At 43.1% G+C, this 12,555-nt stretch carries 12 protein-coding genes and 1 tRNA gene; 6 read left to right on the plus strand and 7 right to left on the minus strand.

Annotation, left to right across the window (positions count from 1 at the left end; all coding sequences use genetic code 11):
• Positions 1 to 160: 160 nt before the first annotated feature.
• On the plus strand, positions 161 to 895 hold the full coding sequence (locus BVE84_RS03180) for a TraX family protein (RefSeq protein ID WP_076995648.1): 735 nt from the start codon (positions 161 to 163) through the stop codon (positions 893 to 895).
• Positions 896 to 1,098: 203 nt separating this feature from the next.
• On the plus strand, positions 1,099 to 1,374 hold the full coding sequence (locus BVE84_RS03185) for a DUF4298 domain-containing protein (RefSeq protein ID WP_158071997.1): 276 nt from the start codon (positions 1,099 to 1,101) through the stop codon (positions 1,372 to 1,374).
• 151 nt (positions 1,375 to 1,525) lie between these two features.
• Here BVE84_RS03185 and BVE84_RS03190 read toward each other — a convergent pair.
• Positions 1,526 to 1,596, minus strand: a tRNA-Cys gene (locus BVE84_RS03190).
• Between the two features lie 273 nt (positions 1,597 to 1,869).
• On the opposite strand from BVE84_RS03190, the gene rpsB reads away from it, so the two are divergent.
• Positions 1,870 to 2,652: a 30S ribosomal protein S2 gene (rpsB, locus tag BVE84_RS03195; protein WP_076995650.1), complete on the plus strand. Its 783-nt coding sequence runs from the start codon at positions 1,870 to 1,872 to the stop codon at positions 2,650 to 2,652.
• 607 nt (positions 2,653 to 3,259) lie between these two features.
• Positions 3,260 to 4,300: a translation elongation factor Ts gene (gene tsf / locus BVE84_RS03200; RefSeq protein WP_076995651.1), complete on the plus strand. Its 1,041-nt coding sequence runs from the start codon at positions 3,260 to 3,262 to the stop codon at positions 4,298 to 4,300.
• A 60-nt stretch (positions 4,301 to 4,360) separates the two neighbouring features.
• On the opposite strand, the gene BVE84_RS03205 is transcribed toward tsf, so the two are convergent.
• Both BVE84_RS03205 and BVE84_RS03210 read right to left on the minus strand, forming a co-directional pair.
• Positions 4,361 to 5,077: a hypothetical protein gene (locus tag BVE84_RS03205; protein ID WP_083708204.1), complete on the minus strand. Its 717-nt coding sequence runs from the start codon at positions 5,075 to 5,077 to the stop codon at positions 4,361 to 4,363.
• 1 nt (position 5,078) lies between these two features.
• On the minus strand, positions 5,079 to 5,426 hold the full coding sequence (locus BVE84_RS03210; protein ID WP_076995652.1) for a DUF6568 family protein: 348 nt from the start codon (positions 5,424 to 5,426) through the stop codon (positions 5,079 to 5,081).
• A 345-nt stretch (positions 5,427 to 5,771) separates the two neighbouring features.
• Between BVE84_RS03210 and BVE84_RS03215 the strand changes: the two genes are divergently transcribed.
• Both BVE84_RS03215 and BVE84_RS03220 read left to right on the plus strand, forming a co-directional pair.
• Entirely contained in the window at positions 5,772 to 6,230 is a 459-nt protein-coding gene (locus BVE84_RS03215) for a CtsR family transcriptional regulator (protein ID WP_076995653.1), read from the plus strand.
• A gap of 1 nt (position 6,231) precedes the next feature.
• Complete coding sequence (locus tag BVE84_RS03220; protein WP_076995654.1) at positions 6,232 to 8,682, plus strand: ATP-dependent Clp protease ATP-binding subunit; 2,451 nt, start codon at positions 6,232 to 6,234, stop codon at positions 8,680 to 8,682.
• Between the two features lie 143 nt (positions 8,683 to 8,825).
• Here BVE84_RS03220 and BVE84_RS03225 read toward each other — a convergent pair whose 3' ends face one another.
• The 4 genes from BVE84_RS03225 to BVE84_RS03240 all read right to left on the minus strand — a co-directional run bounded on the left by BVE84_RS03225 (position 8,826) and on the right by BVE84_RS03240 (position 12,549).
• Positions 8,826 to 9,140, minus strand: coding sequence for a hypothetical protein (locus tag BVE84_RS03225; RefSeq protein WP_076995655.1), 315 nt, complete (start codon positions 9,138 to 9,140; stop codon positions 8,826 to 8,828).
• A 385-nt stretch (positions 9,141 to 9,525) separates the two neighbouring features.
• Entirely contained in the window at positions 9,526 to 10,518 is a 993-nt protein-coding gene (gene dusB, locus BVE84_RS03230; RefSeq protein WP_076995656.1) for a tRNA dihydrouridine synthase DusB, read from the minus strand.
• Positions 10,511 to 11,377 (minus strand): Hsp33 family molecular chaperone HslO, encoded by an 867-nt coding sequence (gene hslO / locus BVE84_RS03235; protein WP_076995657.1) that lies wholly within the window; start codon positions 11,375 to 11,377, stop codon positions 10,511 to 10,513. Before hslO ends, dusB begins: the two co-directional genes overlap by 8 nt.
• 221 nt (positions 11,378 to 11,598) lie before the next feature.
• Positions 11,599 to 12,549 (minus strand): 1-phosphofructokinase family hexose kinase, encoded by a 951-nt coding sequence (locus BVE84_RS03240; RefSeq protein ID WP_076995658.1) that lies wholly within the window; start codon positions 12,547 to 12,549, stop codon positions 11,599 to 11,601.
• Between the last annotated feature and the right edge of the window lie 6 nt (positions 12,550 to 12,555).

Consider the following 12,555-nt stretch of genomic DNA (forward strand, 5'->3'; position numbering starts at 1 on the left):
GTCTACTTTTGATTTTTATGGAGTATCAGTTGACCAACATCCAATCGGTCCTGTTTCGTTTGTTTCTGACAAGAAACTTTTTAAACTTGCCTTACAAAAGTGTAAGGGAATCTCTGGTATAGAGGTGCTAGAATAAGGATAGTAAATGATGGAGGTAGTAATGAAACAGTTCAATGCTTTTCAACTGAAGCTGGGGATGGCTCTGCTAATGGTGTTAGACCATATTCATGTTATTCCGGGCTTCATAAGCCCGATGATGGTAGGTATTTTTCATGCCTTAACCCGTTGTGTAGGGGTCTGGTTTGCCTTTATGGCAGTTGAGGGATTTCGTTATACGCATAGTCGATGGCATTATCTGAGACGCTTGTTTGGCTTCTCAGTGCTGATGTTGCTTGGAAACAGTCTATTCAATGTATTGTTAGCAAGTAAAGAAGTATCTATTAGTAATAATATTTTCATGACTTTGGCAGGGGGTGTATTGGTACTACAACTAGCCTGGGGAGATGGTCAGCAGCTTATTCCCCATAAGGGGGTGCGGATTGTTGTGACCGTTCTTGTCGGGATTCTTGCTTCTTTGTTAACAGAAGGAGGAATCCCTATGATTCCATTCATGGTCTTGACCTATATTTTTTATGAAAAAGAAGGCCTACGCAATATTTCCTATCTTGCTCTGAGTATAGCCTTATTCGTGATGAGTTTTCAGGCTTACCCAAGCTGGCAGGAGACCCTTGGTATGCTACTGTATAATTCCGATTGGCTCTTTATTACAGTTTTGCCGTTTATGTATCTATACAATGGTGAGCGCGGTTTACAGACGGCGGGGGCTAAATACTTTTTCTATCTTTTTTATCCCCTTCATCTATGGCTTATTGCTGTTCTTGCTTATCTGTTGTAAGGGTGAGAACCCTTATATAAAAGCACTTTGCTGGTGAATACAGGTTCTAAAAATATCGGTCTACAGACTGATTTCATTTGACCCAAGAAAGGGTATACTAGAGTCAATCCTAAATATTTTTCATAATCTCCTTAGAACACTAGTCACATGGCTAGTGTTTTTGTTATACTAATGATATGAATGATGTCAAAAAAATCCAAAAAATGGAAGAGATTTTAAATCGGGCGGAGACTGTTTTCATGGCCTTGGAAGAGTCGTTAGAAGAGTTTGAACAGTTGTTACCGTCGCTGATGACTCTGTTTGCATATTATGAGAGTGACGAATGGATGCGCCACTATAGAATGGATGAGGAAGGACAGTTCCCCCAGAATCTGGCGAGAGGGGTCCTATCTCAGGATGCTGTCTACCATCTCATGATGGATTACTATGAGGTGCAGCGGACCATGCAGGAGCTAGGAAAGGCGAGAAGGAACACATAGGAGGGCAAGTCCAATCCTATTCCTAAAAATTTACAGGATATAGGTGTGCCGTGACCTATAACACAATAATATTTATGTGAACAATAAAACCAAAAAAGCCCGATTTTACGGGCTTTTCGTTCGGAATATTCCTGATACATCAGGTACTGCAAGGCGGTAGACGGATTTGAACCGACGATCAAGCTTTTGCAGAGCCGTGCCTTACCACTTGGCTATACCGCCATAACAAATAACATTCTACCGAAAAAAAGTCGATTGGTCAAGTGGGAAATATGCGGGAGCTGTGTTTTGGATTCTCTTTGGTACGTTCTTTTAGCCACTTTTAGATTCAAAGCATAATAAATCCCTTGCCAAATGCTTAGAAATTTGATAAGATAGAGTGGTTGCGGTATGCAACAAATACTCATCTCAAATCCATTGTGGACCTGTTGCCGGAAGGTTGGACTGCAAGTTTACGTTTGAGAGAGGAGAAAAAACAAAAAGGAGATATTACTCATGGCAGTAATTTCAATGAAACAACTTCTTGAGGCTGGTGTTCACTTTGGTCACCAAACTCGTCGCTGGAACCCTAAGATGGCAAAATACATCTTTACAGAACGTAACGGTATCCATGTGATTGACCTTCAGCAAACTGTAAAATTGGCTGATCAGGCATACGATTTTATCCGCGATGCAGCAGCAAACGATGCAGTGATTTTGTTTGTTGGTACAAAGAAACAAGCAGCAGAAGCAGTGAAAGACGAAGCTATCCGCGCAGGTCAATACTTCATCAACCACCGTTGGTTGGGTGGAACGCTTACCAACTGGGGAACCATCCAAAAACGTATTGCTCGTTTGAAAGAAATTAACCGTATGGAAGAAGAAGGAACATTTGAGGTTCTTCCTAAGAAGGAAGTCGCATTGTTGAACAAACAACGTGCTCGTCTTGAAAAGTTCTTAGGCGGTATCGCAGATATGCCACGTATTCCAGACGTGATGTATGTTGTTGATCCACACAAAGAGCAAATCGCCGTGAAAGAAGCGAAAAAATTGGGAATCCCAGTAGTTGCGATGGTGGACACCAATACTGATCCAGACGATATTGATGTGATCATTCCAGCAAACGATGATGCAATTCGCGCTGTTAAATTGATCACTGCGAAAATGGCTGATGCAATTATCGAAGGTCGTCAAGGTGAAGATAGCGTTGAATCAGTAGAAGCTGAATTGGCAGCTACTGAAACAGAAGCGACTTCTATTGAAGAAATCGTTGAAGTTGTAGAAGGTGACAATAACTAATCATTCAGACAACATCCTAAGGGGCGGGGCTCAGCCCTCCCTCTTTTTTGAAAAAAGTAAAACCTTGTGGTTTACGGTCGTGGTATTTTAATTGAATTCGCCCGAAACTCTGTGCGAAAAAGACAAATCTTCCTAGAGTCTAACAACTCTTCGTCAGATTTCCTATTTTCGCTTTGAGTTTTTTACGGGCTTTGTATCTTATAATTGAACTCGAGCTACAACTCACTGAAAAAAAGACCAATCTCATTGCTTGCAAGACAACCCGCTTCGATTGTCTAGGAGTTGCTTCAACAGTCTAGGAATAGACTGTTGAAGGTTGGAAATAAAACGAGTGGAACTCGTGTCAACCAGTCTAGGAATAGATTGTTGAAGGTTGGAAATAAAACGAGTATTACTCGTATCAAACGCTCTCGTATCTTATGTAACTGAACTCGGACTAAGCACTGTGTGAAAAAGATCAATACTCCTAGCTTCAAAGGTATGGCATACCTTTGAAGGCGGGGAATAGGAGTTTGCCTTAGCAAACGTCCTTTGCTTCTGCGTCGTATTTCCTATTTTTCCTGTGTGCATTAAACGTCCTCGTATCTTAATTTAAAGGAGAATAAAAATGGCAGAAATTACAGCAAAACTTGTAAAAGAATTGCGTGAAAAATCGGGTGCTGGTGTCATGGACGCTAAAAAAGCCCTTGTTGAAGTAGATGGAGACATCGAAAAAGCGATTGAATTGCTTCGTGAAAAAGGGATGGCAAAAGCAGCTAAGAAAGCGGACCGTGTGGCGGCAGAAGGCTTGACAGGCGTTTACGTGGATGGAAATGTAGCAGCAGTTGTTGAAGTCAATGCTGAGACAGATTTCGTTGCTAAAAATGCTCAATTTGTTGAGTTGGTGAACGAGACAGCAAAGGTCATTGCAGAAGGGAAACCAGCTAATAATGAAGAAGCGCTTGCACTTACAATGCCTTCAGGTGAAACTCTTGAAGCTGCTTATGTAAACGCAACTGCAACTATCGGGGAAAAAATCTCATTCCGTCGCTTTGCCTTGATTGAAAAAACAGATGGACAAGCATTTGGTGCCTACCAACACAATGGTGGCCGTATCGGTGTCATCTCTGTTGTTGAAGGTGGCGATGAAGCACTTGCAAAACAAGTATCAATGCACATTGCTGCGATGAAGCCAACAGTTCTCTCCTACAAGGAATTGGATGAGCAATTTGTGAAGGATGAATTGGCGCAGTTGAACCACAAGATTGAGCAAGACAATGAAAGCCGTGCAATGGTTGGTAAGCCAGCTCTTCCATTCTTGAAATATGGCTCAAAAGCTCAATTATCTGATGCTGTCATTGCACAAGCAGAAGAGGACATCAAGGCAGAATTGGCAGCTGAAGGTAAGCCAGAAAAAATCTGGGATAAAATCCTTCCTGGAAAAATGGATCGTTTCATGCTTGACAACACAAAAGTTGACCAAGCCTATACCCTTCTAGCGCAAGTATACATCATGGATGATAGTAAGACAGTTGAGGCTTACCTCGACTCAGTAAATGCTAGTGTAGTAGCATTCGCTCGTTTTGAAGTAGGTGAGGGAATCGAAAAAGCAGCCAATGATTTTGAATCAGAAGTCGCTGCAACAATGGCTGCTGCTCTTGGTAAATAAGTAAAGAAAAGTAAAAGAGAGGACTAGAAATCCTCTCTTTTTATGTGAATGGATTGAGTATTAGGATAAGATATAGGTATCCCAATGTTCATCTGTGCGGCTTGTAAAAAGTGATTTGAGCATCATGGCGCAGGGGTCTACGTCATCTGCTTCAAATGTGATGGTATCATATTGCTTAAAGAGGTGGGGAATTATTTGTTGGAGGAAGAAAGGGAGGTGTTCTTGTTTTTTACTCCACAGATAGGCTATCTCATGATTGTTGATAAAGGCTAGACTTTGGATGTCATCTGGTAGGTCCTGATAGTAAACTGTTGAGGGGAGCCTTTCAAAAAAATCTTCCTCACTCCCTGTAAATGGACTGATTGCCCGATGTGTTTCTTGATAGTAATCCAATATCCGTTGGCAACAATGATGATAGGTAGCATGAGGTTGTTCTACGATTTGAAATAAGGCCTGCTCATGTATCCCAAGATAGTCCTGCATGCTGACGGCCATTTCATAGCATTTTCGCTTGCACTGGAAGCCACCTGCTTTTAAAAATGCGATGAGGCGATGGTCTGCCGAAGAGAGCATCACTTGTAAGGGGCGCTTGATATGTTGTTGAATTGCTTGAAAAAGGGGGATTGCTAGCCTTTCATCGTATGAAGTCAAGTTAAACTGTAGGTAGGTATGCTGATTGTGATATGGATTTTCCCATAAATCAATACTCCCAATACACAAATGCTTGCTGTAAACAGTAGCCTGTTTGTCAGCAAAGATTACTCCTACTTCTTCCATGCTAGCCTTCTAAAAATTGACGGATTTCGTCTTCTGTCATAGAGCTGTCACAGCGTACCTGAACCCCTGTTGGCTTTGCATAGAGGAGGGCTGGAACGGTAGCCACCTGATAGCGAGTACGCAGGTCCTGTAATCGTGGGTCTGGATTGCTGCTATCAATAAAATACACACTTGCCCCAGTAGACTGTGCCACACTGTGGAGTTTTGGGACAAACCGCTGGCAATACGGGCAGGTTTCGCGTCCTAGAAAGAGAATGGCCCGCTCTTTTTGGGAAAGCAGACGTTCAGCCTCTTCTACTGAAACGGGAATAAAATCTTGGACGAGTTCTTGAAATGAATGGGTAATCATAGCAACTCCTTTCTGTTCCCCTATTATAGGAAAAGCTGATAAGAAAAGCAAGTGATTGTATCTGTCAATGTCCTATACGACTCTTTAAAACTCTCTGCAAACTCGATGAAGTGCCGTCTTGCTGGACGCTAGGATAGTCACTTGCTCTTGCAAGCTCTATGTCCCTTAATAGCCCATAGGACTAGAGTCTAATGACATCAGGAAACAAGGGTAGCGTTTGACTTTTGATAGGGAGCGGCTCCTTTTTATTGCAGTTGGGAGCCATTGATAGTATGTCTTTTGCTTTTCAAAGTCATGGTTTTACGATATAATAGTCAAAGATAGTCAGAGAAAGAGGTGGATTCTATGACGATGAAAAATACATCTGATTATATTGAAGAACATATCAAGGCCATCTTAGAGCAGGTGAGTGTGGCGGAATTGCGCAGAAGTGAATTGGCCAGCCGCTTTGAGGTGGTACCGAGTCAGATTAACTATGTGCTGAAGACACGATTTACAGCTAGCCGTGGTTATATTGTAGAAAGTAAACGTGGAGGTGGAGGTTACATCCGAATTGGTCGGATTACTTTTTCAGACAAGCATGAGTTGATCCGTGATTTGTTGCACAATATGGGGACAGAATTGTCTAGTGCAGTATTTGCAGACATTTTGCAACTGTTATTTGATGAGCAGTTGATGACGGAACGAGAAGGTAATTTGCTACTTTCGGCTGGTAGTGATGAGGTGTTAGGAAGTGATGCGAGTGCGATTCGTGTGCGGATGATGCGACAGGTTTTACGACGATTGGATAGGAAAGAGGACTAGGATGAAATTTTCAAATGGCTTACAGCGTGCCTATGAGGATGCGCAGTTAATCGGGCAACGCTATAGGTGCAATTATTTAGAGACATGGCATCTATTGCTGGCTTTTGTTATCAATCCAGATACCATTGCGGGTGCTGTTTTGGCAGATTATCCACTTGATGTTGCGGAATATGAGCAGGCGACCTATCTGGTGACAGAGCGTACCTATTGTGAAGAATTAGAAGACTTTACCCTGCTAGAGAGCTCGAAGCGGCTCGATACAGTAGCGCGTTTTGCGCATCGGATTGCCGAAGTCGTGAAAGCGAAACAGGTTGGGACGGAACATCTTTTCATGGCCATGCTCTTAGACAAGCGTTCAGTTGCCTCACAGATCTTGGATAAGGTTGGTTTTCATTTTGAGGATTCAGATACCAAGATTCGTTTTATTGATTTGCGGAAAAATTTAGAAGCAAAGGCTGGATTTACCAAGGAAGATTTGAAGGCTATTCGAAGCACCATGAAAGGTGGTAGAACTAGTCGACCTACCATGGCTAATATGATGGGGATGCCTCCAGCACCGCAAACAGGTGGTTTAGAAGACTATACAAGGGACCTGACAGCTCTAGCACGTGCAGGACAGATTGAACCAGTCATTGGTCGCGAAGCTGAGATTTCTCGTATGATTCAAGTTCTTTCTCGAAAAACCAAGAATAATCCTGTCTTGGTTGGAGAGGCAGGGGTCGGTAAAACTGCTCTTGCTCTGGGCTTGGCTCAGCGGGTAGTAGACGGTGAGGTGCCGGCTAGTCTTGCTAAGATGCGGGTCTTGGAGTTGGACTTGATGAATGTCGTTGCCGGAACCCGTTTTCGTGGGGATTTTGAAGAGCGGATGAACAATATCATTAATGATATTGAAGACGACGGACAAGTAATCCTTTTTATTGATGAACTCCATACTATTATGGGGTCAGGTAGTGGGATTGATTCTACCTTGGATGCGGCTAATATCCTGAAGCCAGCTCTGGCACGTGGAAGTTTGCGGACAGTTGGAGCAACGACCCAAGATGAGTATCAAAAGCATATTGAAAAAGATGCGGCTCTTTCTCGTCGTTTTGCCAAGGTAACGGTGGAAGAGCCAAGTGTGGCAGACAGCATTGCTATTTTGCAAGGGCTAAAGAAGGCTTACGAGCGCCACCATAAAATCCATATTACAGATGAAGCAGTCATTACTGCCGTAACCTTTGCTAAGCGCTATTTGACCAGTAAAAATTTACCAGATTCAGCGATCGATTTGTTGGATGAGGCGAGCGCAACGGTACAAAATCAGCAAAAAGCAAGTGGGAAGCAGTCTGAACTATCTGTGGCAGATAAGGCACTCATGGCTGGAAAGCATAAGACAGTCAGCCAGTTGTTGTTAAAGGAAATAGAGGCAGAAGATAAGGAAATCCTAAGTGACGCGCAAGTGACAGAAGAGGATGTGTTACTAACGCTCAGTCGTCTGTCAGGTATTCCGGTGGCTAAGTTGAGCCAGACAGCCGTCAAGAAATATCTGAATTTAGAAGCTGCCTTGCATCAACGAGTGATAGGGCAAGAAGCAGCGATTTCGGCAGTTAGCCGTGCCATTCGTCGCAACCAATCAGGGATTCGGACGGGCAATCGTCCGATTGGCTCCTTCATGTTTTTAGGGCCTACTGGGGTCGGAAAGACAGAATTAGCCAAGGCCTTGGCAGAGGTCTTATTTGATGATGAGTCAGCCCTCATTCGTTTTGATATGAGCGAATATATGGAAAAATTTGCGGCCAGTCGTTTAAATGGTGCCCCTCCAGGCTATGTCGGCTATGAAGAAGGGGGAGAACTGACAGAAAAAGTTCGGAACAAACCGTATGCCGTTTTGCTCTTTGATGAGGTGGAAAAAGCGCATCCGGATACCTTTAACCTTCTCTTACAGGTCTTGGATGATGGTGTCTTAACAGATAGTAAGGGACGGAAAGTTGATTTTTCCAATACCCTCATCATCATGACTTCAAACCTTGGGGCGACAGCCTTACGGGATGATAAGACTGTTGGATTTGGGGCGCTCGATTTGTCGCACAGTCACGAACATGTTGAAAAACGAATTTTTGAAGAATTGAAAAGAGCCTATCGACCAGAATTTATTAACCGTATCGATGAGAAAATTGTTTTCCATAGTCTGACCGACCAAGATATGCAGGAAGTCGTGAAAGTGATGATTCGTCCACTTCAAGCGGTTATGGCTGAAAAGGGGATTCAATTTAAGATACAACCGTCAGCCCTGAAATTGTTGGCGCAAGAAGGCTATGATCGAGAGATGGGAGCACGACCGCTCCGCCGTTTGATTCAAACGAAAGTGGAAGATCCACTAGCTGAGATGTTACTGCGTGGAGAATTGCAGGCAGGAGACACCCTGAAAATTGGCGTAAAGGCTGGAAAATTGAACTTTGATATTCAGCGTTAGGTTAGCCTCTTCTATCATAGTCTTTCAGTATTAGTTTTTTGCTGTTTGGTGAGGACTATTTCCAGATTTTGGATACATCGTAAAAAAAGTCGTATCAACGGACCATTCTAGGGTTGATACGACTATATAGTAGCTAGGATACGTTATCGAGCATCTAGTCCAAATATCCCGAAAATGAGGTAGGAGAGAGCTAGTGTCACAACGATTGGCTGCAAGCAGAGGAGGCCAAATAGGAACAATTTTATTCTTTTGAAAAGAAGGGCGGTTAGAATGGATAGCCAACCGCTGGCTGGCAGAAAATAGCGAAAGATAGCATCAGGGACGGACATGCTATGATTACCAAAAGGAAGATGAATACTAGGTGGTATCCAAATAACCATAGACCAAATGAAGAGGATAAAAAGGATAAAATAAAGGTCGAACCGACTATTTTTTATCTTGTTATAGTATGTTACCATCTTAATAGTCCTCCTTTTAGAAGCTGGGAAAATGTAGACGAAGCACTTTCTATTACACATCCTGCTGTACGCCGTAAAACCTTCGGCTAGTTTGCTTTTTATCGAGTGCAAGAAAACGTTTTCTCATCCATTCTATTCTAAAATACTTTACGAAAAAAATCAATCGCTTTTTTATTGCAAACCAACATAAGGAAGCTAGCATTTCCCATCACTCCTAGTCAGGAGGTTGTGCAACAAGCTACTTTAAAATAAGAGTTACGGATAGGGCTTCCTTATGAATTGCAATATCATTAGTAGAAGCCCTATTTGCAGAAGTAGGTATAGCGGTATTTGAGATTATAGGATTCTAGAGGGACAAAATAAGAAGCTGGCATTTTCCAACTTCTTATTTTTTATAGGCTTCACGTGCTTGATGAAAGAGTGACGCTACCTCTTCCACTGATTCGACGCGAGCGACAGCTCCACGAATTTTCGCAGCACCAGCTGTTCCACGAAGGTAATGGGGAGCAAGCCCACGAAATTCACGTACAGCGATACTTTCGCCCTTGAGATTGACTAGACGTGTCAGGTGTTCAAAGGCGATGTTGAGTTTATCATGGAAGCTCAAATCGGGAAGGATTTCACCTGTCTCAAGATAGTGATTGATCTGCTCGAAAATGTAGGGATTTCCCATAGCAGTTCGGCCTACCATGACGGCATCTGCACCGACTTCTTCAATCCGTTGGCGAGCGTCTTGAACTGTGCGAATATCACCGTTTGCGATAAACGGAATCTTAGTGAGGGCTTTTGCTACCTTACTGAGGGTCTCAAGGTCGACGGTTCCCGTATACATTTGCTCTCGGGTGCGACCGTGCATGGCAAGAGCTGCTACTCCAGCGCTTTCTGCCGCTAAAGCATTTTCAATCGCTAGAGCAGGGTCTGCCCATCCTGTTCGCATCTTGACAGTCAAAGGAATATCAAGGACAGAGCTGACTTGTTTGATAATGTGGTAAATGTTATCAGGATCTTTCAGCCATTTGGCCCCTGCTTCGTTTTTAATGACCTTGTTGACGGGGCAACCCATGTTAATGTCTACGATGTCTGCCTTGGTATTTTTCTGGATAAATTCTGCGGCACGTGACAGTCCGTCTGCATCTCCCCCAAAGAGCTGAATGGACATTGGAGCTTCATTTTCTTCAATGTGTAGCATGTGTAGGGTCTTTGCATTGTTATAAAGTAGCCCTTTTTCTGAAATCATCTCCATGACCACGAGCCCAGCTCCCATTTCCTTAGCGATTGTACGAAAGGCTGAGTTGGTCACACCAGCCATCGGAGCAAGAACTGTTCGATTGGGGATTTCGACATTTCCTATCTTAAATGGGGTATTGAGATTAGCCATTGATGAGTTCCTCCAGAGCGTTTTCGTCAAATTGATAATGGGTTTGGCAGAATTGGCAGGTAATGGCGGCTCCCTTGTCTTCTTCCTTCATTTTTGTTAACTCGTTTTTTGGTAGACTAGCAAGCGCGTTTAAGAAGCGCTCTTTTGAGCAATCGCAGGTAAAGTTAAGGGGATTCTCAGATAGGCGTTTGAAGGCTTGATCACCATAAATAGCTTCCAAAAGGGCTTCGATAGGATTGTTTGATGCAAGCAGCTGTGAGATAGGTGGCATGCTCTGGATTCGCTGTTCAAATTGTGCGATTTCAGCTTCTGTAGCGCCGGGCAAGACTTGTAGGAGAAAACCACCGGCCACCTGAACCTTGTCTTCTTCATCCAATAAAACATTGAGACCAACTGCTGATGGGGTCTGTTGGCTTTCGGTCAAAAAGTAGGCAAAATCTTCTCCAATTTCTCCCGAAATCAAGGGAGTCATAGAGTGATAGGGATGTCCCATACCATAATCTGTAATGACTAAAAATTGACCTTGACCGACAAGAGGCCCTACGATGACTTCGCCAGTTGCTGTTTTTTTCAAATCGATGTCTGGATTTTGGATGTAGCCTTTGACGTGACCGTGGGTATCGGCCACGCTAATGATAGCACCGAGAGAGCTATTGCCAAGGATTTTCAGAGTAATCTTAGTGTCCCCCTTCTCGTTTGCAGCCAGCATCTGGTTGGCAATCAGGGTACGCCCCAAGGCAACAGTTGATGAGGCCATGGTTTCGTGTTTTCTTTGAGCCATCTGAACTGTTTGTGTACTATCTAATACGAAGGCACGGAAATGCCCGTTTTCTGAAATTGTTTTGATTATTTTGTCCATAAGACTTATTATAGCACATCAAAGGTAAAATGCCAGTTGGATAGAATTTGAAACTGTTTTAAAAGTGGGAAGATGGTTCGTGTAAACGGATATATTTATTAGGGAGTATGAACTAAAAAACGACCAAGGCCTGTATCGGTGTGTCTAGCAGGCAGTCAGTCCTTGGTCGCTTTTGGTTTTATGCTCAATCATTTATTGCCATCATCGGTGGGTTGACTGTTTTATGAAACTGGTTGGATGATGACTTGATCAAGTAGGTGTGATACCAGTTCATGTTTTGCAATACCTACGCCTTGCTCCATGGCGTTAGCTGTACCGCTAGCTATAGCGTAGCGAATCACCATTTCATCGCTCATTCCATGTTCAAAAGCATAGATTGCTCCTGCAACAGTAGAATCGCCTGAACCAGTCGGATTGATGAGCTCGATACTAGGCGCAGTGACGTCGTATAATTTGCCGTTGAATTGGGCGATTGCTCCTTGTTCGCCACAGGACACCAAGGTGTATGGAACAGGGATAGGATTGGTTATTAAGTAGTCGAGCACTTGTTGTTTATCACGTACGACCTGACCGATCAGCTCGGAAAATTCATCTATATTTGGTTTGATGAAATCAGGTTTGTAGAACGAGTCATTTACGATGAGGTGGAGCGACTCTTTGGAGAAATCTGCAAAGATTTTCGTAGTTGTCGGAAGTTTTTGTCTTAAAAGAGCAATTAAATCGTTATAGAAGTAAGGATCATCTGAATGAACAGAGCCATTGAGCGAGATAACTCGTGGTTTTTCTTTTGTTGCGAGTTTCATAATGGTATCAAATATTTCCATTCTGAGCTCAGGGCTTGATACTTTTGGTCCTGTTTCTACAATCTCAGTATGAACTCCATTGTTGTGCATGATGGTAATGGAGTGTCTGGTTTCATCGTCTATGGATAAAAAGACGGGGTGGAAACGTTCTGTCTTGAGTAATTCTTTAAAGAACTTTCCAGTCTTTCCGCCTACAAGTGCTAGTGAAGTTGCTTCTATGCCTAAATAGGAGAGTGCACGTGAGCAGTTAATGCCCTTGCCTGCGGCCATCATTGTTGAAGGCTGAAAGCGATTATGGGCGGCAAGAGAGAAGTTTTCTTCAAAATAAAGTAGATCAACAGATGGATTTAAGGTAACAATTAGGACCATACATGC

Source organism: Streptococcus azizii (genome assembly GCF_001984715.1).
Lineage (GTDB): Bacteria > Bacillota > Bacilli > Lactobacillales > Streptococcaceae > Streptococcus > Streptococcus azizii.